Source organism: Pseudacidovorax intermedius (assembly GCF_001476815.1).
Classification (GTDB): domain Bacteria; phylum Pseudomonadota; class Gammaproteobacteria; order Burkholderiales; family Burkholderiaceae_C; genus Xenophilus; species Xenophilus intermedius_A.
The window spans coordinates 45,245-67,121 of sequence record NZ_LDSL01000056.1 but is presented as its reverse complement, the minus strand read 5'-3'; the positions used below and the strand labels follow the sequence as shown (position 1 = coordinate 67,121).

The window sequence follows — 21,877 nt, the reverse complement described above, 5'->3', positions numbered from 1 at the left end:
TGTCGGCCATCGCCGGCGCGGCCGGCTTCCAGCTCTCCAGCCCGGACATCCGCAGCGGCGGCACCATCGATCCATCCTTCGAATTCGACGGCTTCGGCTGCAAGGGCCAGAACCGCTCGCCCGCCCTCGAGTGGTCAGGCGCGCCGGCCGGCACCCGCAGCGTCGCGATCACCGTGTACGACCCGGACGCGCCCACCGGCTCGGGCTGGTGGCACTGGTCGGTGATCGACCTGCCCCGCGGGCCTGGCGCGCTGCCCGCGAACGCGGGCGCCGTCGGCGGTGCCGGCCTGCCCCCCGGCGCCCGGCAGATTCGCAACGACTACGGGGTGCCCGCCTGGGGCGGCGTCTGTCCGCCCGCAGGCGACAAGGCGCATCGCTACATCTTCACCGTGCACGCGCTCAAGGTGGAGCGGCTGGACATCCCCGCCGACGCCACCGCGGCGCTGGCGGGTTACATGATCAACGCCAACACGCTCGGCAAGGCCTCCTTCCAGGCCGCTTACGGCCGGCCGGCTGCCCGATGAGGGACAGGCCGGGGCAACGTCAGCGGCGGCCCGCGATCGGCGCCTCCGCCTGCACCTCGGCCCGCACCCAATCGACGAATGCGGCAATGCCGGCCTCTGCCGCACGCTGACCCGGCACGAACACCGCATAGGCCTGGGTGCCCTGCTGCACGTGGCGATGGGCCTGCACCAGACTGCCTTCGGCCAGCTCCCGCTGCGCGAAGAAGGTCGGCACGATGGCAGCGCCGAGGCCGCAGCGCACGCCTTCGACAAGGGTCGTGAACAGGTCGAATCGATGGCCCGCCAGCGCGTTGGCGGGTCGCCGGGCCAGTGCGGCATCGTCCAGCCACGCCGCCCACGCCTGCGGGCGGTTGGACAGGTGCAGCAACGGCACACGCCGAAAGTCCCCCGACGACGCCGCGCGGGCGAACGCCGCTTCGGGGCTGCATACGGCGATGCACGACTCTTCGAACAAGGGCTCGGGGCGAGCCTCCGGCCACACGGCATCGCGATAGTGCAGGGCCACGTCGAACCGCTGGGCATCCCGGCCATCATCCTGTCCAACGGCGGCGAGTCCGGCGGCTGGCACAGTCCTGGCGAATGGTGGAAGCCCGACGGCGCCTGGAAGGACGCGCAGATCGGGCTCACGACCATCCTGGCGCTCGTGGGCGTGCAGGGCATGGGCGAGCCGCTGCTGCAGAAGCGCCCGCGCTGAGGCACGGGGGCCGTCTGCCCTTCAATCGAGCAGCAGCGGCTTGCGGTAGATGCAGTGCCGCTGCACCGCCACGAAGCCGCAGCTCTCGTACACGCGCAGCGCGCCGTCGAGGTTGTGCGTGTCCACGCCCAGGCCGGACTCGGTCATGCCGGCCTCGCGCTGCGCCCGCAGGCTGTGCACGATGAGGGTGCGCGCCTCGAGATGTGCCCGCGCCCATCTCGCGCTGGGGGCCCTGCCCCAGCCTTCGGTGCGCCTGAAGAGCGATGGGCAGCGCGCCCTCGCAGGCGGCTGCCTTCTTCGCGCGTCGCGCTAGCGCGGCGCCGTTGCGAAGGACCTGCGGGGCCAGCGCCCCGCCACCCTCGCACTCACTTCGACAAATCGATCGCGTACTTCGACGTGCCCTTGCCCGAGCCGTCGTCCGCCGCCACCAGCGAGATGCCGTTGAGCCCGGCGGCCGTGGCCACCGACAGCGCGCCGGGGCCGGAGCTGAACACCACCGGGCCGGCCGTCGTCACCTTGGTGAAGCGCCAGCTGCGCGCCGCGCCGTTGCCGGCACGGGTGATCGTCGGGTTGGCGCGGATGTGGTTGATCAGCACGTCGCGGTTGGCATCGGGCGAGGCCCAGATGGTGCCCGAGCCATCGAGCTTGGCGCTGAAGCTCTTGCCGCTGGTGGCGCGGTAGTTGTTGGTGGCGATCACGAACTCCTGCGCCGTGTCGATGGCCTTGCCCTTGTACTGCAGGTTCTTGATTCGGCTGCCCTTGGGCTGCGTCACGTCGATCTCGTACTGCATGTCCGCCGTGGTGAACATGTCGAAGTTGTAGCCCGGGAAGGTGCTGATCAGTTGCTGCTCGGCCGTCTTCGCCGGGTCGATCTGGTTGAAGCGCTGGGCCGCGGCCTCCAGCCAGCCCTGGATGTCGGCGCCGTTGACCTTCACCGCATACACCGTGTTGGGGTAGAGGTACAGGTCGGCCGCGTTGTAGATGGCGACCGGCCCGGCGGCCACGTCGGTGTAGTCGCCGGCCCCCTGGAAGCCCGACTTGAAGGGCGCGCTCACCGACAGCACCGGCAGCGCGGCGTACTGGGGCAGGTTGGCCTGGATGTAGGCCGCCACGTAGGCCTGCTGGGCCTGGTTGACGATCTGGATCGCACCCGGGTCGCCCACGTCGGCGAACAGCGTGCTCATGCGGAAGTCGGTGCTGCCGATGGGCTGCTTGACGTAGGCGATGGTGGCCTGGTGCTGGCTCTCGACCAGCGGCGCGATGGTCGGATCGACGTCGACGTAGGTGGTCTTGCCGGCCGCGTCCTTGCCCTGGATGTAGCGCAGCTCGCTGCGGCCGGCGTCCTTGTCCACGGTCCATTGCGTGCCCGTCCAGCGCAGCTGCAGCTTGACCACGCCGAGGGCCTTGCCCCAGGAGCTGGCCATGACCGCGGGCACGCCGTTGACGGTGCCCTTGGTGTTGTCCACGCCCGACTGGGTGTAGCCGGGGCTGGTGGCCTTGGGGAACTCGCCATGCTGGTGGCCCATGAGCATGGCGTCGATGCCCGCCACTTTCGACAGGTACAGGCCGGGGCTTTCCATGGTGGCGGAGTAGGTGGACGAATCCAGGCCACCGTGGAGCAGGGCCACGACCACGTCGGCGCCCTTCGCCTTCATCTCGGGGATGTAGCGGTTGGCCGTCTCGACGGCGCCCTGGGTGGCGACCTTGCCGTCCAGGAAGCGCTTGTCCCAGTTCAGGATACCCGGCGTGGTGAAGCCGATCAGGCCCACCTTGATCGGCACGCTGACGTCCTGGCCGTCGGCCGTGCGGGCCTTGATCGTGCGCTGCAGGATGACGTAGGGCTGCACCAGCGGCGCATTGGTCCGGGTGCTGGTGACGTTGGCCAGCGTGACCGGGAAGCCGGGGCCCACGCATTTCTTCGACGGGTCGATGCTGCTGTCGGCCACGGTCATGCCGCCGCCCAGCACCTGGTTGAGGAAGGGCAGGCCGTAGTTGAACTCATGGTTGCCCAGCGTGCCGCCGTCGTAACCCAGGGCGGCCATGGCCTTGTACATGGACAGCTGCTGGTCGCAGCCGACGGGTTTGACGGTTGCTTCGTAATCGGCGAGCGCCGTGCCCTGAATGGTGTCGCCGTTGTCCAGCAGCAGCGTGTTGGCAAATTCCTGGCGCGCCTGGCGGATCAGCGTGGCGGTGCGCTCGAAGCCGTAGGACTTGTCCTCGGCCAGCTTGAAGTAGTCGTAGCTGCGGACGTTGGCATGCAGGTCCGTCGTCTCGAGGATGGCCAGCGTGGCCTGGGCCGGCGGCACCGGCGCCGCCGAGGGCGCGGGGGCCGGGGACGGGGCTGGCGCCGGGGCGGGAGACGGCGCGGCGGCACTGCCGCTGGTGCCGACGGCGAAGGTGCCGTCGCCGCCGCCACAGGCGGTCAGGGCGAGCAGGCTGGCGAGCACGGGGCCGGCCAGCAGAAGGCGGCGCCGGGCATGGGGAGGACGTTGGTTCATGACGCTGGGCGCGATGCGCGTTTTCAGGAACCTGAACTCTGGCTGAGCAAGTTGTCAGCCGCGTGACTCGGACCTGACCGAATCTTGCGCGCCCTGGCGGCTGGCACAGCCCCGCGCCAGCCCTCCCGCTTCGGCGCTCAGCCGTCGGCGTTCTCGATGGGGTCCGGCGCCGGCAGGTGGATCATGCCGGTGCGGAAGTCGTATTCGAAGACCTCGCCATAGCGGCCCCATTCGATGGCCTGGCGCAGCACGCGCACGGCCTCGGAATCCTCCAGGCTCTCGCGCAGCAGGTCGAGGAAGTGCTCCTCCGAAATCTGGCCCTGCGCGTCCTGCTCCAGGCTGTGGCGGATGTGGGCGGCCAGCGGCACGCGCTCCAGCAGCTGCTGGCCGAACATGCGCTGGCGCCCGGCGCGGGCGCTGCCGGCATAGTGGCGGCCCAGCGGCGTGACCAGCAGGTCACCTTCGGCCAGCCGGGCCAGGCCCAGCAGCGACAGGCCCTGGGTCAGCGGCAGCAGGTCGTCGTCCCCCAGCTCGGCCTCGTCGGCCAGGCGGGGCAGGTCGGCGCGGCCCTGGAAGTCGTCTTCCACCAGCAGCTCCAGCAGGCCTTCCATGCGGGCCACGTCGGCCGAGGGCAAGCGCTCGGCCAGCACGGCATGCTTGGGGCCGTGGGCCGTGCCGGCGGCGCCGGCCGTCATCAGCGCATAGACCTGGTCGATCAGCATGCGCACCTCCACCGAGTCGCGGTCGCGCGGGCGCGGCAGGCCGATGCGCAGCTCGGCCCGCACGCGGCCCGGGTCGGCCGCGAAGACCAGCACGCGGTCGGCCATCAGCACCGCCTCCTCGATGTTGTGCGAGACGACGAGCATGGCCTGCGTGGGCATCTGCCCGCCTTCCCACAGCGCCAGGATGTCGTCGCGCAGGCGTTCGCCGGTCAGCACGTCCAGCGCCGAGAAGGCTTCGTCCATCAGCAGCACGTCGGGCTCGACCACCAGCGCACGGGCGATGCCCACGCGCTGGCGCATGCCGCCCGACAGCTCGCGCGGCAGTGCGCCCTCGAAGCCGCCCAGGCCGATGAGTTCGATGGCCGCAGCAGCGCGCCGGGCCCGCTCGGCCTGCGGCACGCCGCGCGCCTCCAGGCCCAGCTCCACGTTCTGCTGCACCGTGAGCCAGGGAAAGAGCGCGAAGGACTGGAACACCATCGCGATGCCGCGCGCCGGCCCGTGCAGCGGCTGGCCGCGGTAGCGCACCTCGCCCCGGTCGGCCGGCACCAGCCCGGCCAGGATGCGCAGCAGCGTCGACTTGCCCGAGCCCGACGGGCCCAGCAGGGCCACGATCTCGCCCGCGGCCAGGCGCAGGTCCACGTCCTGCAGCACGGGCCGCGCGGTGCCGTCCGCCGCGCGGAAGCCCTTGCCGACGGCCTGGAGGTCGATGATGGTGTCGCGCTCGGTCATGGCCCGTCCCCTTCTGTCAGAAATGCATTCGTTGTTCAGCGAGCTGGTAGAGGCGCCGCCACACGAAGTGGTTCAGCCCCATGACGAACACGCACATCACGCCGATGCCCAGCGCGATGCGCGGGAAGTCACCCGTGGCGGTCATCTGCGCGATGTAGCTGCCCAGGCCGTGGGCCTGCAGCGTGGTGTCGCCCCAGCTCACGTACTCGGCCACGATGCTGGCGTTCCACGAGCCGCCGCTGGCCGTGATGGCGCCGGTCACGAAGCTGGGGAACACGGCCGGCAGCAGGTAGCGCTTCCAGCGCAGCCAGCCCGTGAGGCCCAGGTTGCGCGAGGCATGGCGCAGCTCGGTGGGCACGCTCGACGCGCCGGCGATCACGTTGAACAGCAGGTACCACTGCGTGCCCAGCACCATCAGCGGCGACAGCCAGACGTCGGGGTTGAGCTTCCAGCGCACGATCAGCAGCACCGCCACCGGGAACATCAGGTTGGCCGGAAAGGCCGCCAGGAACTGCGCCACCGCCTGCAGCCGGTCGGACCAGCGCGGGTTCATGCCGATCCACACGCCCACCGGCACCCACACCACGGCCGCGATGGCGATCAGCACCAGCACCCGCACCAGCGTGTAGAGGCCCAGCAGGAAGACATGGCCCACCTCGGTCCAGCCCACCTCGCTGTGGATGAAGCGCCCCAGCCACAGGATGGCCAGCAGCACGGCGCCCGACAGCAGCGCGTCCCCCGCACGCTGGGCCAGCGGATTGGCCGGCCGCGGCCGGGCGCGCACCGAGGTGCCGTCGAAACGCCGCGGGAACCACGCCAGCGTGCGCACCGCGCGGTGCGCCAGCCATTCGCCGGTGGCGCGGGTCAGCCGCGTGCGGCGCAGCCAGTCGAGCAGCCAGGAGCGGCTGGCCTCGCCGCTGCCGCTTTCGTCGAAGCGGAACTTGTCGGCCCAGGCCACCAGCGGGCGGAAGAAGAGCTGGTCGTACAGCAGGATGCCGATCAGCATGCACAGGATGGCCCAGCCGATGGCCGACAGGTCCCGCGCCTCGATGGCCATCGCGATGTACGAACCCACGCCCGGCAGCTTGATGTTCTGGCCCGAGACCGAGATGGCCTCGGAGGCGACCACGAAGAACCAGCCGCCCGACATGGACATCATCATGTTCCACAGCAGGCCGGGCATGGCGAAGGGCAGCTCCAGCCGCCAGAAGCGCTGCCAGCCCGAGAGCTGGAACACCGCCGCCGCCTCGCCCAGCTCGGCCGGCACGGTGCGCAGCGACTGGTAGAGGCTGAAGGCCATGTTCCAGGCCTGCGAGGTGAAGATGGCGAAGATGGCCGCGCACTCCACCCCCAGCAGGTTGCCGGGGAAGAGCGCGATGAAGCCGGTGACGGTGATCGACAGGAAGCCCAGGATGGGGATGGACTGCAGCACGTCCAGCAGCGGCACCAGCAGCCGCTCGGCCAGCCGGTACTTGGCGGCCAGCACGGCGAAGACGCAGGCGAAGACCAGCGAGGCGCCCAGCGCGATGAACATGCGCAGCGTGGTGCGCAGCAGGTAGTAGGGCAGGACGGCAGGGTCCAGGCTCAGCGGCAGCGGCTCGCCCACGGCATAGGGGCGCGCCATCTGCGAGGCGGCGAAGGCCAGCCCGAAGAGCACGGCCAGGATCAGGGGCAGCAAGGCCCAGTCCCAGCGGTTGCCCACGGCGCTGGAAACTTCGAGCGGCAGGATGCGGCGGCGCATGGCGGATCGGTGCGTGGGCAGGCGGCGGGTTGGACGGACATCGCCTGCGGCCACGCGATGGACCAAGGCAGCGGAAATGAGGCGGGCGCGGTGCACCCCCGATGCAGACAACGCGCGAGGGCGGGTCGGCGTTGGCAGCCGAGCGCTGGCGCACGACCGCGGCCGGGGCAAGGCCGGGTGGCGGCGGGCGCGGCCGGAGTCTAGGGACCGACCTTGACTGGAACATGACGGCCGCCGCGAAGGGGCAAGGCGGCGGCGCGGACGAAGTCCGGGCCTCGGCCTGGTGCGATGCCAGTCAGTCAGTCAGTCAGGCAGTCGGCCAAGGACCGTTCGGGCTGAGCTTGTCGAAGCCAGGGCACGCGCCAAGCTCAGGGCGAACGGGTTCACCGACCGGCCTTGGAGCCGCCGGGGACGCCGGGGACGCCGCTCGTCAGCGCGGCGGCACGCGCGTCTCGATGGGCTGGGGCCGCCAGTCGGGCTGCAGGTGGCAGCCGGGCTTGCCGGCCGTGCCGTAACGCGTCTCCAGCCCGCGGCAGGCGTCGGCCAGGCTGGCGGGCGTGGGCTTGTCGCCGCGGTCGATCCAGGCCACCAGTGCGTCGAAGACGGCGGGGTACTCCGGGTCGCTCAGGTAGCTGTGCTCGCGCTCGTCGGCGAAGGCCTGCACCAGGTGGCCGTCGGTGCCGGCGGCGGTGCGGATGCGGCGGTAGGCGTCCTCCAGCTCGACGAAGGCCGTCGGGTCGTGGATGGCATGCAGCGTCACAGTCGGCAGCGCCGTGCGGCCGGTGGGCAGGCTGTCCGCGGCCAGGGCGCCCTGGGCCTGCGGATCGGCCGCATAGCGCACCACGCCGGCGTTGAGGGCCTCGGCTTCGCCGGCGGGCGCGTCGTAGCGCACGCCGACGTTGCCGAAGGGGTTGCGGCCGTCCAGGCGCTTCTGCGTCAGGTCCTGGAACAGCCAGGTGGCCCAGTTGAGGTGGGCGACCAGCGTCCGCTCGGGAATCTTCACCGCCGTCAGGATGGTCTTGAGCCGCGCGGCCTGCTCGGGCGTGCGCTGCGCCGCCGGCAGGCCGACGCCGGTGCAGTCGCGCACGCGGGCGGCCAGGTCCTGGCGGGTCAGCGTCGAATCCATCGGCAAGCCTTGCCACAGCGGGTACTGTGGCTCGACCGGCGCGGGATGGTTGCGGCACACGTACTGGTAGACGGCGCGCAGATCCAGCCGGAAGTCGTAGGCCGTGTTGCCGCCGCCCAGCACGCCGCTGGTCAGCACCAGTCCGTCGTAGGGGCTCTGGAGGCCGCCGGTCGGCGCATAGAGTTCGGCCGCCTTGGCCGCCACGCCGCCGCCGTAGCTCTGGCCGTGCAGCAGCGTCAGGCGCGGCTGGCCGAAGCGGGCCGCGAAGATGCGGCGCAGGCGCTCGGTGTCCTCGGCCGCCATGGTCACGCCGTAGCCGCCGCGGCGATAGGTGGAGCCGGCCCAGGCATAGCCGGCGCGCACGGTGATGGCCCAGCGGCTCAGGTCCTCCTGGCTGCGTTCGAGCTTGGGCGGGCCGGTCTCGGGGCCGCCGTGCGCATGCATCACCAGCACGCGGTTCCAGTCCTTCGGAATGGCGATCCAGTAGAAGGCGCCGGCCCCGTCGGCGCCGGTGTAGCACTGCGCGTCCTGAGGCACGGCGGCAGGGCAGGCACTGGCTGTCGGCCCGCTGCGGGCCGCGGCGCGGGGCGCAGCGTCGTCCACTGCGGTCCGTGCCACGGCCAGCCCGGCAGTGCAGGCCAGGCCGGCCGCGAGCATGGCGCGCCAACCCCGCGCGGTGGTGGGAGGAAGAGAGATTGACGGCATCAGTGACGGACTCCAAGTTCCAGCGCGGCGTTGGCCGTGGTGTCGGACACGAAGGCGAACACGCCGCCGTTGTAGACCAGCTTGCCAGGCCGCGCGGCGCTGGCCGTAGCGACGCCAGGGACGGGGCTGTCGAAGCCCAGCGTGGCGGTGGCCGTGCCCAGTTGCAGGCTGTTGCCGGCGATGGCGGCGCTGCGGTTGTCGCCGTTGCTGCTGGCGGCGATGTAGCTGCCGTCGGCCGTGCCGGTGGCCAGGCTCTGCTGCGGCGACTGCAGCCGCATGCCGACGTTGCCGGCGCCGTCGCGCACCAGGTGCAGCGGCACGGCGGTGCCGCCCACCAGGCCGATCACCATGGAGCCAGAGAGCGTGCCGCCCGTGGTGGTGGCACCGCCGCTGGCCGGCGTGGTGTAGACGTCGAAGGCGCCGCGCGTGGTGTTGTAGGCCAGGTAGCCCTTCTCGGTCTGCATGCAGTTGGCGTCGTAGACCATGAAGCCGTTGGTGGTGGCGTCGCGGCAGTACTGGAAGGTGCCGGCATTGCGCAGCCGCACCGCGCCGGCGTAGGGCAGCGCGGCGGCGCTGCCGGCCTGCTGCACGCCGGCCGCGTTGGAGATGTTGGCCACCGGGTTGAACACCGTCGGCGTGCTGCGGTTGTCGAAGGTGGTCTGGAAGGCCAGCAGGGCCGCGAAGCCGCTGCCGCCGGCACGGCTCACGCCGCCGGAGAGCACGCCGCCCGGCGCGAAGGTGAACAGCGCCCCGCCCTCCCCGCTCGTGTAGCTGCACTGGCCCTGCGGCACCAGCGTGCCGCTGCGCTGCGTGCCGGTCGCGCGCTGGCTGCTGGCGTCGATGGTGACGGTGTAGGCCAGCGTGGCCGGGTCGATCTGCACCCGCAGTTCCTCGCCGGCCATGTCGCCACCCTTGTAGGTGGTGGCGGCGGCGGGCAGGTACTGGCAGGCCAGCGGGTTGCCGACCTCGGTCACGCAGCTGTAGTTGACGGCCGCGTCCAGGCTGCCGCTGCCGCCGTACTTGGGCCAGGCGGGGTACTGGCAGATGGGCCGGGTGCGGCCGTAGGTGCCGGCCACGGTGTCCATGGCCACCGGCGTGGCAGGGGCGAGGCCCTGCTCGGCCCAGGCTTCCAGCGCGGCCAGCGAGTCCCAGCCCGGAATGAAGACGCCCGTGCCGTGGCCCATGCCGGGCACGGTGTAGAAGCGCAGGCTCTGCGCCGCCTGGGCCGCGCCCACGGTGGCCACCACGCGGTTGTAGTAGTCGATGGTGGAGTTGGGGCTGATCACCTCGTCCGCCAGGCCATGCAGCATGATGAGCTTGCCGCCGCGGCCGAAGAAGGGCGCCAGGTTGGGGTCGGTGGCATCGGTCAGGGCCGACACCGTGGTCACGCGCGAGGTCCAGGCGCCGGGGGCGAGCGGGTCGAGGGTCAGCGTGTTGAACGTCGGGTCGCGGGTGACGAAGTACTTCGCCCACTGGTCGCCGGTGACGTACATGTTGGCGTCGGCCGAGGTCGCCGGGTTGCCCGGCACCGGCCGGGTGCCCAGGTCACGCGTGGTGTAGGGGCCGGCCACCAGCGCGCCTTCGAGGAAGTTGTAGCCGCCGGCGCGGGTCACGCCGTTGGCCAGCGCATAGCTGCTGAAGACCAGCGGCGACTCGATGGTGTTCACGGTGGCCAGCTGCGCGTCGGACAGGCAGCTGTCGCCCGTGTCGGTGCCGCCGGGGCAGCGCAGCGAGGCCAGGATGCTGCTGTTGAGCTGGCGGCAGCTTTCCACGTTGCTCACCACGCCATCGGCGGCGCCGTCCAGCCGGTCGCAGGCCTGCAGCACGGTGCGCTGCACCAGCAGCGTCTTGGCCACGTTCATCCAGCCCGCGCCGCCGTTGGCATAGAGCGCCCGGCCCAGCGCCACGTTCGACAGCCGTGTGCCGCTGTAGTTGAGGGCCGGCTCGTTGGCGATCACGCCGTCGTAGTCGGCCGGCCAGCGCTGGATGTAGCCCAGCGCATCGCGCCCGCCGGTGGAGGTGCCCAGGAAATAGGCCTTGGCCGGCGTGCGGCTGTAGTAGGCCAGCACCAGGGCCTGGGCCACGTCGTGGGTCTTCTTGAGCGTGAGGCCGCCGTAGTTGGCGAGCTGCTCGTCGTTGGTGGCGAAGCGGCCGTCGGTGATGCTGCTGGACTGGTGGCCCGAGTCGTCGCCGTAGGTCGCATAGCCCAGGGCCAGCGGCGCGGGCTTGCCCGGCGGGCCGAAGCGCACGGGCTCGGTGCCGTCGATCAGCACGCCGTCGAAGCCGCCGCCGCCGAAGTGGATGGTCTTGCCGTTCCAGGCCAGCGGCAGGTTGAGCGCGAACTGGATGGACTGGGCCGTGGCATCCACCGGTGCGATGGTGCCGCGCACCTGGCAATAGGCGCCCAGGCTGTTGCCCGTGGCGTCGGCGGCGATGGGCGTGGCGCTGGTCACCGTGGCGCCGGTGGTCGGCAGGCTGATGGTGCTGGCCGCCAGCGTGCGGCCGGCCAGCGCGGCGCAGTCGAGGGCGGGCGCATAGGGCGGCGCCGCCGGCGCGGGAGGATTGGCCGCGATGGGCGCGGGCGCCGGCGTACTGCCGCCGGCCGCTGGCGGCGTTGTCGTGCCGCTGCCGATCGCGCCGGGCAGGAAGGCGAAGCCGTTGCCGCCGCCACCGCCGCCGCAGGCGGCCAGCACCAGCATCAGCGTCAACGAGAGCGCGCAGGCCGCACCGCGGTGCAGGCCGCGGGGCGCCGGTGCAGGCGCAGGAAGGGGAAAGGATGCCGGCGCAGCGGCGGTGCAGGGGCCCTGTGGGCGCATGGTGCGTGTCTCCGGAAGAATGGCAGCCGCGGCGGCGAGGCCACGGGTCGGCTGCGGCACGATAGGCAGCCGCGCTCATAGGGTCAAATAAAATAACCGGGCACTTCCGATACGAAAAAGATATGGAGACACGGGCGTTGCGCTATTTCCTGGCCGTCGCGCAGGCGGGCCACATGACGCGCGCGGCGGAGCAGCTGGGCATCCAGCAGCCGCCGCTGAGCGTGCAGATCAAGGCGCTGGAGCGGCAGCTGGGCATGACGCTGTTCCGCCGCCATCCGCGCGGCGTGGCGCTGACCGAGGCCGGCCGCGCCTTCCAGGCGGAGGCGCAGCGCCTGCTGGACGACATGGCCGCCATGCGCGAGCGCATGGCCCGGCTGGCGCGCGGCGAGGCGGGCCGGGTGGCCGTGGGCTTCACCAGTTCGGCCGCGGCGCACCGCTTCGTGCCGCAGGCCCTGCGGGCCTTCCGCCGCAGCCATCCGGACGTCGAACTGCAGATCAGCGAGAACAACGCCGCCGAGCTGACCGAGGCCCTGGCCGCCGGCCGGCTGCACGCGGGCCTGCTGCGCATGCCGGTGGCCCAGCCGCCGGGCCTGGTCTTCGAGACCCTGCTGCGCGAGCCCATGCGGGCCGCCCTGCCCATCGACCATCCGCTGGCGGCGAGTCCCGCCGAGCAGGCCGCCCTGCCGCTGGCCGCGCTGTGCGCGGAACCGCTGATCCTGGTGCGCCGCGCCGGTGCGCCGGGCCTCTACGCCGAGCTGCTGTCGCTGGCCCATGCGCGCGGCCTGCGCCCGCAGGTGGTGGCCGAGGTCGAGCGCATGATGACCAACCTCAACCTCGTTGCGGCGGGCGTCGGGCTGTCGGTGGTGCCGGCCTCGATGGCGGGTGTGCATGCCCATGCCATCGCCTACCTGCCGCTGGCCGATGCCGCGGCGCTGGACGCGCCGCTCACCCTGGTCTCGCGCGCAGAGGAAGACAACCTGCCGGCCCGCCATTTCACGGCGCTGCTGCGCGAGATGGCCGCGCAGCCTGAAGAAGTGCCGACGGCACAGGCACCCGTGCCGCCGCCATCACCGGCGCCGCGCGGTCGCACGACGCCGCTCGCCACCCGCAAGGCGGCACGATGAGCCTGCGCCCCGGGCCCTTCCTGCCGGCCGACGCCAGCGGCGCCGGCGGCCCCATGCTGCGGCGCCGCCGAGTCGCCGCGGCGCTGGCCGTCGGCGCACTCGGCGTCGCCGGCGCAGGCACCGCCGCCACCGCGCCAGCCCCGCCGGACTGGCCCCGCCGTCCGCTGCGCCTGGTCGTGGTCTATCCGCCCGGCGGCGTCAGCGACGGCATGGCGCGCGCGCTTGCCGAGCCGTTGTCCCATGCGCTCGGCGTGCCGGTGCTGGTCGACAACCGCGCGGGTGCCGGCGGCAGCGTGGGCCTGGGCCTGCTGGCCCGCGCGCCGGCGGACGGCCACACGCTCGCCTTTTCGGCCATCAGCCCGCTCACCCTGCAGCCGCTGGTGGGCCGCGTGCCCTACGACCCGCTGCGGGCCTTCGCGCCCGTGGCCGGCGTGATGCACACGCCGGTGCTGGTGGTCGGCACGCCCGCCTTCGCCGGCCGCGGTTTCGACGCCCTGATCGCCCAGGCGCGCGCGGCGCCCGGCACGCTGCGCTGGGCCACTTCGGGCGTGGCCACCATCGGCCATCTCGTCCTGGCCCAGGTGCGCGCGGCGAGCGGTGTGGACATCGTGCACGTGCCCTACCACGGCGGCGGGCCGCAGCTCACCGATGCGCTGGGTGGGCAGTTCGAGGCGCTGTCCACCAACGTGGCGGCCCAGCAGCTGCAGTACATCGCCGACGGCCGCCTGCAGGCCCTGGCCGTGGGTGCGCCGCGGCGCATCGACGCCCTGCCCGAGGTGCCCACGCTGGCCGAGCTGGGCTACCCCGAGGCCAACCGCGACTCGCTCTTCGGCCTGTTCGCCCCGGCGGACACGCCTGCGGCGGTGGTGGCGCGGATCAACCAGGAAGTCGACCGCCTGCTGCGCCAGGACGACACCCTGCGCCGCCGCCTGCGCGAAGCCCACAACCTGCCGGCCGGCGGCAGCGCCGAGGACTTCGCGCGCGAGATCGCCGCCGACCGGCGACGCAACCGGGCCCTGGTGGCGGCGCGGCCCGCGGCCTTCGATTGAGCCGGCGCGCTCCGCAAGCAGCCGGCGTCGCCCCGGATGAACGGCAGGACGCCGGACAACGCTCCGGGTTCGCTCACACCCGCTCAGCCCGCCGACGCGAGCCCCTCGTCCTCCAACGCCACCTGGCTGCGGATGGCCTCCTCCGCCAACTGGTTCAGGCTCTTGCCTTCCGCCGCGGCCTTCGTTGCCGCAATCTCGTGCAGTTGTGGATCGATGCGCAGCATGAATTTGCCTGAGAAGGTCTTGCGCGGGGCGATGCCCTGAGCCGCGCATTCCTCCAAAAAGACACGCAGCGAGACCCTGCCCTCCTTCTGCAGGCTGCGGACATCGGCCGCATAAAAGTCGGCCCCGCCGTTGAGCCCGAGGAATTCGCCCCGGAACATCTCGATCTCCGGGTCGTAGCTGATGACGGCCTTGTAGCCGTCGACATCCATGATGTTCCTGGTCATGGCAATACTCCATTGCTTTCGAGCCATTTGCGAACGGCCGCGACGGCGCCCTTGTCGACGTCGTTGCCGGGATGCGGCCGGTGCATCACCTGCACCTGATGGAACAGGAAGAAGGCCACCCGCGATCCTTCGCGCTCCGTCATGGTGGCGCCGAGTTCCAGCAGCAGCGCCACGAGGTCCGGCCACTTGAGGCTGCCTGGCACGGGCCTGGAAAAGATGAGCGCAAGGGTCTTCCGCTGCTTCGTCTTCAACGCCGCCACGATGTCACTCCCTTTTTGGGAATGATATCTAAATTCGATATCACGACGCGGCGCCGGTCCTTCCGCCTCCCGGCATGCGCCGCGGGGACCCGGCATCGGACAATCGCTCCGTGTCCAGTCCGCCACCGGCCGCTCGTCAGAAGGCCACCCCCATCCGCCGCATCGCCCACCTCGACATGGACGCCTTCTTCGCCTCCGTCGAGCTCTTGCGCTATCCGCAGCTCAAGGGCCTGCCGGTGGTGGTCGGTGGCGGCCGGCGCCGGCTGGAGGAGCTCATCGGCGGCCTGCCGCCCGACACGCCGCTGGACCGCATTCCCGTCTCGGCCTTCCCGCGCCTGGCCGACTACACCGGCCGCGGCGTGATCACCACCGCCACCTACCCGGCGCGGCAGTTCGGCATCGGCTCGGCCATGGGCATGATGAAGGCGGCCAAGCTCTGCCCGCAGGCGCTGATGCTGCCCACCGACTTCGACGAATACCGCCGCTACTCGCGCGCCTTCAAGAAGATCGTGACCGACATCGCGCCGCTGATGCAGGACCGCGGGGTGGACGAGGTCTACATCGACTTCACCGAGGTGCCCGGCGGCCAGCGCGAGGGCGGTCGGGTGCTGGCGCGGCTGATCCAGAAGTCGATCTTCGACGCCACGGGGCTGACCTGCTCCATCGGCGTGGCGCCCAACAAGCTGCTGGCCAAGATGGCCAGCGAGTTCGACAAGCCCAACGGCATCACCGTGCTGTACGCGCACGAACTGGCCGAGCGCATCTGGCCGCTGCCGGTGAGCAAGGTCAACGGCATCGGCCCCAAGGCCGAGGCCAAGATGGCGGGCCTGGGCCTGCACACCATCGGCGACCTGGCCAAGTGCGAGCCGGCCTGGCTGGTGCAGCGCTTCGGCAAGGCCTACGGCGCCTGGCTGCACGAGGTGGCCTGGGGCCGCGACGACCGGCCGGTGGAAACCGAGAGCGAGCCCGTCTCCATGAGCCGCGAGACCACCTTCGAGCGCGACCTGCATGCCGTGCGCGACAAGGCCGAGCTCGGTGCCATCTTCACCCACCTGTGCGAGAAGGTGGCCGAGGACCTGCAGCGCAAGGGCTACGTGGGCCGCACCATCGGCGTGAAGCTGCGCTATGCCGACTTCAGGATCGCCACGCGCGACCAGTCGCTGGAGTTCTACACGGCCGATGCGAAGCTGATCCGCCGCACGGCCGGCCTGGCCCTCAAACGCGTGCCGCTGGACCGGCCGCTGCGCCTGCTGGGCGTGCGCGTGGGCGCGCTGGTGAAGGCCGGCAGCGCCGAGGCCCAGGCACCGGTGCGGCGCAGCGGCAGCCGGCCGCCTGCGGCGCCGGCGGGGCCGGTCACCGCCTCGCTCTTCTGAGAAGGCGCGGACCGGGCCCGTTGCCACGCCGCCGACGCGTGCGGCGATGCTGCAACGGACCAGGCCCCACCCCGGCGTCCTACATCCACGGCGGTGCGCGCATGGCAGCTTGCCCATCCATCGCCCAACGCCATGCTCGACGCCACTGCCTCCACCTCCCAGGACACCCCCGCGGCTGCCGCGGCGCCCACGCCCATCGGCAACGGCCTGCTCTATGTCTCCAGCGAGATGCCGGGCATCCAGCGCGTGCGCAGCGGCGGCGGCGCGGCCGACTTCCGCTACCGCGACGCCAAGGGCCGCTGGATCCGCGACGCCGCTGAAATCACGCGCATCCGCAAGCTGGCGATTCCGCCGGCCTACGAGCAGGTGTGGATCTGCCCCCTCGCCAATGGCCACCTGCAGGCCACCGGGCTGGACGCGCGAGGCCGGCGGCAGTACCGCTACCACCCGGACTGGCGTCTGCTGAAGGACGAGGCCAAGTTCGAGCGCCTGGAGCAGTTCGGCCAGGCGCTGCCCCGCATCCGTGCCCGCGTGCGGCGCGACCTGGACAAGGCGCGCGGCAAGCCTTCCCGCGAAGCCGTGCTGGCCGCCATCGTGCGCCTGCTGGACACCACCTACCTGCGCGTGGGCAACGAGGAATATGCCCGCACCAACAATTCCTTCGGCCTGACCACACTGCGCAACCGGCATCTGCAGACCGCGGGCGGGCAGTTGAAGCTGCGCTTTCGCGGCAAGAGCGGCGTGATGCACGAAGCCAAAGTGGACGACAAGCGCGTGGCCCGCGTGGTGCGGCAATGCCAGCAACTGCCCGGCCAGGCCCTCTTCCAGTACGTGGACGAGGACGGCGAACAACGGCACGTGAGCTCCGGCGACGTCAACGACTACCTGCGCGAGGCCACCGGCGGCGAATTCACGGCCAAGGACTTCCGCACCTGGCACGGCTCGGTGCAGGCCCTGGAACTGACACGCCTGGCCTGCGACCGGCAGGTGGACGAACCCGCCGGCCTGCGCATCCGCGCCAAGGAAATCCTGGGCGCAGTGGCCAAGCAGCTGGGCAACACGCCGGCCGTCTGCCGCAAGGCCTACATCCATCCTGCCGTGCTGGCGCTGGGCACCAAGCTGTCGGCAGACGCTCAGGCCATGGCGGAGGTGTGGGACGGCCTGGGCACCGCGCGCACGCGGCGCGGACTCCTGTCGGCGGAGGGAAGGCTGATGGAATTCCTGCGCCGCCATCGCCTCGCGCTGCAGCGCGAGGCCCGAAAGCTCAAGCGGGCTTCAGCGACAGGCGCACCCCGTCCGGCTCGGTCGTGATCTCGCGGCCCAGGTCCTCGGCCAGGCTCTGCAGGCACACGGCGTCGATGGCCAGGCTGCGCGGCGCGCGGTGCTGCAGCAGCTCCGGGTCGTCGCGGCCGTCGAGCCTGGGACCCACGCGCACCCGCAACTCGTGCGCCTGATCGCTGGGCTCGATGCGCACGATGGCCGGCGCTTCCTGCTGGTCGTGCAGATGGCCCAGGGCGCCGAGCAGCAGGTAGCGCAGGGCGGCGCCGTCCGGCCAGCGCGGCGCATCGTCACCGTCGGCTTCGAGTCGGGGATCGATCTCCAGCGACAGGCCATTGAGGTCGAAGGCGGCGCGCATCAGCGCCGCGCACTGGCGCACGAGCTCGCTGCGGCCCAGGCCCTCGTCGGTGGTGGCCAGCTCCCAGTCGCGCAGGGCGCGTACCGAATCGACCAGCAGCGCCAGCTGGTCGCTGGCCTGGTCCACGCGCTGCAGGCAGGCGGCGCCATCGACCGGCGTGGCGCCGGCATGGCGCTTGAGCATCAGCAGCGTCATGCGCAGCAGCGACACCGGCCCGGCCATCTCGTGGCGCAGCGCGGGCAGCGCGCGCATCAACAGCTCGTGCCGGACGCCGGCGGCGATCCAGCTACGGGCGCTGGGGGAGGCTTTCATGCGGTGGCGGGCGGTGCCAGCAGCCGGTCGAGCGCGTCGAAGTCGATCGGCTTCTGCAGATAGTGGTCGAAGAAGGGCATGGCCTGCGCGCCGGTGGCGTCGCCCGCGCCGTAGCCCGAAATAGCGACCAGCAGCAGTGGCCGGCCGGCGGCCTGGCTGCGGAAGTGCTGGGCCACTTCGGCGCCCGGGCGGTCGGGCAGGGTCAGGTCGACCAGGGCGATGTCGAAATGCTCCTGCGCGAAGGCGTCGATCGCCTCCTGCGCCGTGAGCGCGCAGCGGGCCTGGTGGTCCTGCAGGACGATCAGCTCCTGCAGCAGCTCGGCGGCAGAGGCGTTGTCGTCGACGATGAGAACGTTCAAGCGGAGATCCTCGCGCGATGTGGGTGTTGGGGTCAGGGGCGGCGTCAGAGGCCGCCGTCAGCGGCTGGCGGGCCTGCCGGCGGCTGCGCGGGCAGGGGTCGGCCGCAGCTGGCGCAGTATGCGCGGGGCGGCCCCAGGCGGCTGTAGGAGCATGCCGACGGCTCGCCGGCCGGGGCCGGGCCTACTGGCGCGCGGTGCGCAGGTTGGGCGGCAGCGCCTGCGGCCAGCTGGTGCGGAAGGGGTTGATGTCCAGCCCGCCGCGGCGGGTGTAGCGGCAGTACACGGCCAGCCGGGTGGGCGCGCAGCGCTGCCAGATGTCCGTGAAGATGCGCTCGGCGCAGGGCTCGTGGAATTCGTTGTGGTTGCGAAAGCTCACGATGTAGCGCAGCAGCCCTTCCTGGTCGATGGGCGCGCCGCTGTAGCTGATCTGCACGCTGCCCCAGTCGGGCTGGCCGGTTACGCGGCAGTTGCTCTTGAGCAGGCGGCTGGCGAGCGTCTCGTTCACGGCGGGCTCGCCGGGCACGGTGCGCAGCAGCTCGGGGCGGGGCTGGTAGTCGGTGCAGTCGACGTCCAGCCGGTCCAGGTCCAGGCCCTCCAGCTCGGCCACGCGCTCGGCCGCGAACTGCGCGGGTGCCAGCAGCTTGACGCCCACGCTGCCGGCCCGCTCGCTGCCGCGCCACAGCGCCTCGGCCAGGTCCGCCCGCAGCCGCTCGCGCACCGCCTCGGCATCGGCGAAGGTGCTGCTGTTGAAGCTGTTGAGGTAGAGCTTGAAGGACTTGCTCTCGATGATGTTGGGCGTCTCGCAGGGCACGGTGAAATGCACGATGGCCAGCTGCGGCTTGCCGCGCGGGTTGAGCCACGACAGCTCGAAGGCGGTCCACAGGTCGGCGCCGAAGAAGGGCAGGCGCGGGCCGTCAATGCCCATCTCGATGCGCTGCGGCGCGCGCGGCAGGGGAAAGAGCAGCGCGGGGTCATAGCGGTCGGCATAGGCCGAGGCCCGGCCCAGCTGCGACTGCTCGGGGGTGGTGTCCAGACTCATGCCGCCGATTGTCGGCGGGCGTCGGCATCCTGCAGGAAGGGAAGGACTTCGGCCAGCAGCCGGTCGGCCACGCCCGGTGGCCAGTCGTGGCCCATGCCGGGAATGCCGACGAAGCGCGCACCGGGAATGCGCCGGGCCGTGTCGCGGCCGCATTCGATGGGCAGCAGCGGGTCGGCCTCGCCATGCAGCACCAGCGCCGGGCAGGCGATGCGGCCGAGCAGCGCAGGCCGGTCGGTATCGGCCCAGATGGCCATCAGCTGGCGGCGCGTGCCGGCAGGGTCGTAGTTGCGGCGCAGGGCCGTGCGCACCTGCTCGGCCAGCACCGCCTCGTCCTGCGCCTGGGCGAAGCCCGGGCTGCCGATGAGGCGCAGCAGGCCGACCGCATGGGCGACCAGCGCCGCCTCGCCGGCATCGCGCCGCGGCGGCCGCCGCACCATGGCGGCGGCGACGTCGGCGCGCGGACCCGGCAGGTGGCGGGCGCCGCTGCTGCTCATGACGCTGGTGAGGCTGCGCACCCGCTGCGGCGCGCCGGCCGCCATGCGCTGGGCGATCATGCCGCCCATGGAAACGCCCAGCACATGCGCCTCGCCGATGCCCAGGGCGTCGAGCAGGCCCAGCGCGTCCTGCGCCATGTCCTGCAGGCCGTAAGGCACGTCCAGCGGCAGGCCCATGCGCTGGCGCAGCGCCTGCCACAGCAGGTTGCCGCTGTCCGCGCCCTTGAAATGGGTGGACAGGCCGGCATCGCGGTTGTCGTGCCTCAGCACGCGGTAGCCGGCGCCGGCGAGCGCGTCGACCAGCGCGGCCGGCCAGGCGATCAGCTGCATGCCCAGGCCCATGACCAGCAGCACCACGGGGCCGCTGCCGCCGCTGTCCTCGAAGGCGATGTCGATGCCGTTGGCGCGGACGGTGCCGGCGCTCATCGGCGGCGCTCCCGGCTCACTTGAACTCGCCCTCGCGCAGCCACTTGGTGGCGACCCATTTCTCGCCCGCCTCCACCGGCGCGCCGCCGTGCAGCGTCTTGGTGGTGGGATGCGGCCGGTCGTAGGAGAAGAACACGGCGGAGCCGCGCACCGGCGCCACGGCCAGGCCGACGTCGGGGAAGGTGGTGGCGCCGCCGCGCTCGGGCTCATGCAGGTACATCACCAGCGTGCCGACGCGCTGACCACCGCGCTTGAGAATCGTGGGCGTGCCGGGCTCGCCCGGGTCGAAGTAGTCGTAGTGCGGCCGGTACTGCGCGCCGGGCGAATAGCGCAGGATCTGCAGGCCCTCGCCGCGCTCCACCGGCCAGTTCAGCAGGCGGGCGATGCGGTCCTCGATCCGGCTGACGAGTTCGTTTTCGCCGCGCTGGAAGAACATGCCGTCGCTGGTGCGGTCGGCGTTGACGGCCTCGCCGCCGGTCTTGGTCTCCACCGTGAGCGAGCGCGCCAGGCGGCTGCGGGCGGCGGCGATGAGCTGCTCGCATTCGTCGTCGCTGAGCAACTGGCCGAAGACCACCACGCGCGGCTGGGCCAGGGTCTGCATGACCTGCACCCGGCGGTCGCCGGCGTCGAGGTAGAGCGGGTCCCCGGCCAGGGCGGGCTCGGGCATCTCGGTGCGGGCGGGCGGCAGTTCGGGTGCCGCGCCGCGCTCGAGCTCGGCCAGCGCCATGTCGGTCGCGTCGTCGCGCCAGCCGGCCGCGTGCATGGACGCGCGCAGCGTGGCGACGGAATGGCCGGCAGCGAGCTGGGACTGGATCCACTGCCGGAGCTCGGGGGTGAGGGCTTGCATGCGCTGGGACTCCCTGGGCTGGCGCCCAATGCGTCAGGATAACGTTCAGCCGCGGCGGAACACCAGCCGGTCCGGCTGGGACACCGCGGGGGCGAAGGCATAGCCTTCCAGGTTGAAGGCCTCCAGCCGTTGCGGCGTGGCCGCCTTGTGCAGGATGGCCCAGCGCGCCATGAGGCCGCGGGCACGCTTGGCGTGGAAGCTGACGATCTTGTAGTCGTCGCCCTTGCGCTCCTGGAACACGCACGCCACCACGCGCGCCTTGAGCGTCTTCAGGTCGACGGCCTTGAAGTATTCCTGCGAGGCCAGGTTGACCACCACCGGCGTGCGGTCGGCGGCCAGCCGCTCGTTGAGCCACGCGGCGATGCGGTCGCCCCAGAAGTCGTACAGGTCCTTGCCGCGCGGATTGGCCAGGGCGGTGCCCATCTCCAGGCGGTAGGGCTGCAGCCGGTCCAGCGGCCGCAGCACGCCGTACAGGCCGCTGAGCATGACCACGTGGTCCTGCGCCCAGGCCAGCTGCGCGGCGCTCAGGCTGCGCGCGTCCAGGCCGCCGTACACGTCGCCGTCGAAGGCCAGGGCGGCCTGGCGGGCGTTCTTCGCCGTGCCCTTGGGCGCCCAGGCCTCGTAGCGGGCCACGTTGAGGGCGGCCAGCTTGTCCGACAGGTGCATCAGCTCGGCCACCTGCTGCGGCGACTTCTGGCGCATCAGGCCGATCAGCTCGGCAGCAGGGCCGCGGGCGCCCTCGAACACGGGCTGGGTGGCGGGCAGGTCTTCGGGGATCGGCGTGTCGTAGTCCAGCGACTTGGCCGGCGAGAGCAGGAAAAGCATGCGGGAATTATGAAAGAGCATGGACCGGGATTCGATGAAGGAAGAAAGTGCCCGGCCTCGGCGCCCGTGGGCGCGCCGGCCCGCGCGCCGCCGGGCGCTGCGGGGTGCGGCCGGACACGCCCGCCTAAA

The 21,877-nt window shown here is 71.9% G+C and carries 21 protein-coding genes; 6 read left to right on the top strand and 15 right to left on the bottom strand.

Annotated elements, in window-relative coordinates; genetic code table 11:
* The first annotated feature begins 8 nt into the window (after positions 1–8).
* Positions 9–524: a YbhB/YbcL family Raf kinase inhibitor-like protein gene (locus NS331_RS09620; RefSeq protein ID WP_082702365.1), complete on the top strand. Its 516-nt coding sequence runs from the start codon at positions 9–11 to the stop codon at positions 522–524.
* A 19-nt stretch (positions 525–543) separates the two neighbouring features.
* On the opposite strand, the gene NS331_RS25465 is transcribed toward NS331_RS09620, so the two are convergent.
* A complete protein-coding gene (locus NS331_RS25465) occupies positions 544–1,029 on the bottom strand; it encodes a LysR substrate-binding domain-containing protein (RefSeq protein ID WP_193758070.1) in 486 nt (161 codons plus the stop codon).
* Here NS331_RS25465 and NS331_RS26620 point away from each other — a divergent pair.
* Positions 1,018–1,218, top strand: a complete 201-nt coding sequence (locus NS331_RS26620; protein ID WP_058641775.1) for a hypothetical protein — start codon at positions 1,018–1,020, stop codon at positions 1,216–1,218. The two genes, NS331_RS25465 and NS331_RS26620, sit on opposite strands and share 12 nt — an antisense overlap.
* Before the next feature lie 21 nt (positions 1,219–1,239).
* On the opposite strand, the gene NS331_RS26615 is transcribed toward NS331_RS26620, so the two are convergent.
* The 6 genes from NS331_RS26615 to NS331_RS09585 all read right to left on the bottom strand — a co-directional run bounded on the left by NS331_RS26615 (position 1,240) and on the right by NS331_RS09585 (position 11,555).
* Positions 1,240–1,398, bottom strand: coding sequence for an N-acetyltransferase (locus tag NS331_RS26615; RefSeq protein ID WP_193758069.1), 159 nt, complete (start codon positions 1,396–1,398; stop codon positions 1,240–1,242).
* Positions 1,399–1,583: 185 nt separating this feature from the next.
* Entirely contained in the window at positions 1,584–3,716 is a 2,133-nt protein-coding gene (locus NS331_RS09605; RefSeq protein ID WP_058641774.1) for a bifunctional 2',3'-cyclic-nucleotide 2'-phosphodiesterase/3'-nucleotidase, read from the bottom strand.
* A gap of 137 nt (positions 3,717–3,853) precedes the next feature.
* Positions 3,854–5,167, bottom strand: coding sequence for an ABC transporter ATP-binding protein (locus NS331_RS09600; RefSeq protein WP_058641773.1), 1,314 nt, complete (start codon positions 5,165–5,167; stop codon positions 3,854–3,856).
* A gap of 16 nt (positions 5,168–5,183) precedes the next feature.
* Positions 5,184–6,908, bottom strand: coding sequence for an ABC transporter permease (locus tag NS331_RS09595; protein ID WP_058641772.1), 1,725 nt, complete (start codon positions 6,906–6,908; stop codon positions 5,184–5,186).
* A gap of 430 nt (positions 6,909–7,338) precedes the next feature.
* Positions 7,339–8,691 carry an alpha/beta fold hydrolase gene (locus NS331_RS09590; protein WP_440589378.1) on the bottom strand — a complete coding sequence of 451 codons (1,353 nt, stop codon included), beginning with the start codon at positions 8,689–8,691 and terminating at the stop codon, positions 7,339–7,341.
* 47 nt (positions 8,692–8,738) lie between these two features.
* On the bottom strand, positions 8,739–11,555 hold the full coding sequence (locus tag NS331_RS09585; protein WP_242873706.1) for a tannase/feruloyl esterase family alpha/beta hydrolase: 2,817 nt from the start codon (positions 11,553–11,555) through the stop codon (positions 8,739–8,741).
* 122 nt (positions 11,556–11,677) lie between these two features.
* Between NS331_RS09585 and NS331_RS09580 the strand changes: the two genes are divergently transcribed.
* Together NS331_RS09580 and NS331_RS09575 are read left to right on the top strand one after the other, a co-directional pair.
* Complete coding sequence (locus tag NS331_RS09580) at positions 11,678–12,679, top strand: LysR family transcriptional regulator (RefSeq protein ID WP_058641771.1); 1,002 nt, start codon at positions 11,678–11,680, stop codon at positions 12,677–12,679.
* Positions 12,676–13,728, top strand: coding sequence for a Bug family tripartite tricarboxylate transporter substrate binding protein (locus tag NS331_RS09575; RefSeq protein ID WP_242873705.1), 1,053 nt, complete (start codon positions 12,676–12,678; stop codon positions 13,726–13,728). Before NS331_RS09580 ends, NS331_RS09575 begins: the two co-directional genes overlap by 4 nt.
* A gap of 83 nt (positions 13,729–13,811) precedes the next feature.
* Here the strand turns inward: NS331_RS09575 and NS331_RS09570 are convergent, their stop codons facing one another.
* Together NS331_RS09570 and NS331_RS09565 are read right to left on the bottom strand one after the other, a co-directional pair.
* On the bottom strand, positions 13,812–14,177 hold the full coding sequence (locus NS331_RS09570; protein ID WP_153012795.1) for a type II toxin-antitoxin system HicB family antitoxin: 366 nt from the start codon (positions 14,175–14,177) through the stop codon (positions 13,812–13,814).
* Positions 14,174–14,437, bottom strand: a complete 264-nt coding sequence (locus tag NS331_RS09565; RefSeq protein ID WP_242873704.1) for a type II toxin-antitoxin system HicA family toxin — start codon at positions 14,435–14,437, stop codon at positions 14,174–14,176. The genes NS331_RS09570 and NS331_RS09565 overlap by 4 nt, the downstream gene beginning before the upstream one ends.
* 110 nt (positions 14,438–14,547) lie before the next feature.
* On the opposite strand from NS331_RS09565, the gene dinB reads away from it, so the two are divergent.
* Both dinB and NS331_RS09555 read left to right on the top strand, forming a co-directional pair.
* Positions 14,548–15,810, top strand: coding sequence for a DNA polymerase IV (dinB, locus tag NS331_RS09560; protein ID WP_440589377.1), 1,263 nt, complete (start codon positions 14,548–14,550; stop codon positions 15,808–15,810).
* A gap of 132 nt (positions 15,811–15,942) precedes the next feature.
* Positions 15,943–17,121, top strand: coding sequence for a DNA topoisomerase IB (locus tag NS331_RS09555; RefSeq protein WP_058641767.1), 1,179 nt, complete (start codon positions 15,943–15,945; stop codon positions 17,119–17,121).
* Here the strand turns inward: NS331_RS09555 and NS331_RS09550 are convergent.
* From NS331_RS09550 to yaaA, 6 genes are all read right to left on the bottom strand, one after another.
* Positions 17,075–17,758 (bottom strand): hypothetical protein, encoded by a 684-nt coding sequence (locus NS331_RS09550; protein ID WP_058641766.1) that lies wholly within the window; start codon positions 17,756–17,758, stop codon positions 17,075–17,077. The genes NS331_RS09555 and NS331_RS09550 overlap by 47 nt on opposite strands.
* Positions 17,755–18,117: a response regulator gene (locus tag NS331_RS09545; RefSeq protein WP_082702360.1), complete on the bottom strand. Its 363-nt coding sequence runs from the start codon at positions 18,115–18,117 to the stop codon at positions 17,755–17,757. Before NS331_RS09545 ends, NS331_RS09550 begins: the two co-directional genes overlap by 4 nt.
* Positions 18,118–18,298: 181 nt before the next feature.
* The gene (gene queF, locus NS331_RS09540; RefSeq protein WP_058641764.1) at positions 18,299–19,156 is read right to left on the bottom strand and encodes an NADPH-dependent 7-cyano-7-deazaguanine reductase QueF; all 858 of its coding nucleotides are present in this window, start codon (positions 19,154–19,156) and stop codon (positions 18,299–18,301) included.
* Positions 19,153–20,076: an alpha/beta fold hydrolase gene (locus NS331_RS09535; protein WP_058641763.1), complete on the bottom strand. Its 924-nt coding sequence runs from the start codon at positions 20,074–20,076 to the stop codon at positions 19,153–19,155. Before NS331_RS09535 ends, queF begins: the two co-directional genes overlap by 4 nt.
* Before the next feature lie 16 nt (positions 20,077–20,092).
* A complete protein-coding gene (locus tag NS331_RS09530; RefSeq protein ID WP_058641762.1) occupies positions 20,093–20,923 on the bottom strand; it encodes a 2OG-Fe(II) oxygenase in 831 nt (276 codons plus the stop codon).
* Between the two features lie 45 nt (positions 20,924–20,968).
* A complete protein-coding gene (gene yaaA, locus NS331_RS09525; protein WP_058641761.1) occupies positions 20,969–21,748 on the bottom strand; it encodes a peroxide stress protein YaaA in 780 nt (259 codons plus the stop codon).
* Between the last annotated feature and the right edge of the window lie 129 nt (positions 21,749–21,877).

What these genes read in the sequence shown, in the direction of transcription:
- NS331_RS09575 (WP_242873705.1), top strand. Translation starts at nt 12,676, where the DNA reads ATGAGCCTGCGCCCCGGGCCCTTCCTGCCGGCCGACGCCAGCGGCGCC.
- yaaA (WP_058641761.1), bottom strand. Translation starts at nt 21,748, where the DNA reads ATGCTTTTCCTGCTCTCGCCGGCCAAGTCGCTGGACTACGACACGCCG.
- NS331_RS09555 (WP_058641767.1), top strand. Translation starts at nt 15,943, where the DNA reads ATGCTCGACGCCACTGCCTCCACCTCCCAGGACACCCCCGCGGCTGCC.
- NS331_RS09605 (WP_058641774.1), bottom strand. Translation starts at nt 3,716, where the DNA reads ATGAACCAACGTCCTCCCCATGCCCGGCGCCGCCTTCTGCTGGCCGGC.
- NS331_RS09550 (WP_058641766.1), bottom strand. Translation starts at nt 17,758, where the DNA reads ATGAAAGCCTCCCCCAGCGCCCGTAGCTGGATCGCCGCCGGCGTCCGG.
- NS331_RS09535 (WP_058641763.1), bottom strand. Translation starts at nt 20,076, where the DNA reads ATGAGCGCCGGCACCGTCCGCGCCAACGGCATCGACATCGCCTTCGAG.
- queF (WP_058641764.1), bottom strand. Translation starts at nt 19,156, where the DNA reads ATGAGTCTGGACACCACCCCCGAGCAGTCGCAGCTGGGCCGGGCCTCG.
- NS331_RS09600 (WP_058641773.1), bottom strand. Translation starts at nt 5,167, where the DNA reads ATGACCGAGCGCGACACCATCATCGACCTCCAGGCCGTCGGCAAGGGC.
- NS331_RS09580 (WP_058641771.1), top strand. Translation starts at nt 11,678, where the DNA reads ATGGAGACACGGGCGTTGCGCTATTTCCTGGCCGTCGCGCAGGCGGGC.
- NS331_RS09585 (WP_242873706.1), bottom strand. Translation starts at nt 11,555, where the DNA reads ATGCGCCCACAGGGCCCCTGCACCGCCGCTGCGCCGGCATCCTTTCCC.
- NS331_RS09590 (WP_440589378.1), bottom strand. Translation starts at nt 8,691, where the DNA reads ATGCTCGCGGCCGGCCTGGCCTGCACTGCCGGGCTGGCCGTGGCACGG.
- NS331_RS09595 (WP_058641772.1), bottom strand. Translation starts at nt 6,908, where the DNA reads ATGCGCCGCCGCATCCTGCCGCTCGAAGTTTCCAGCGCCGTGGGCAAC.
- NS331_RS09530 (WP_058641762.1), bottom strand. Translation starts at nt 20,923, where the DNA reads ATGCAAGCCCTCACCCCCGAGCTCCGGCAGTGGATCCAGTCCCAGCTC.
- NS331_RS09570 (WP_153012795.1), bottom strand. Translation starts at nt 14,177, where the DNA reads ATGACCAGGAACATCATGGATGTCGACGGCTACAAGGCCGTCATCAGC.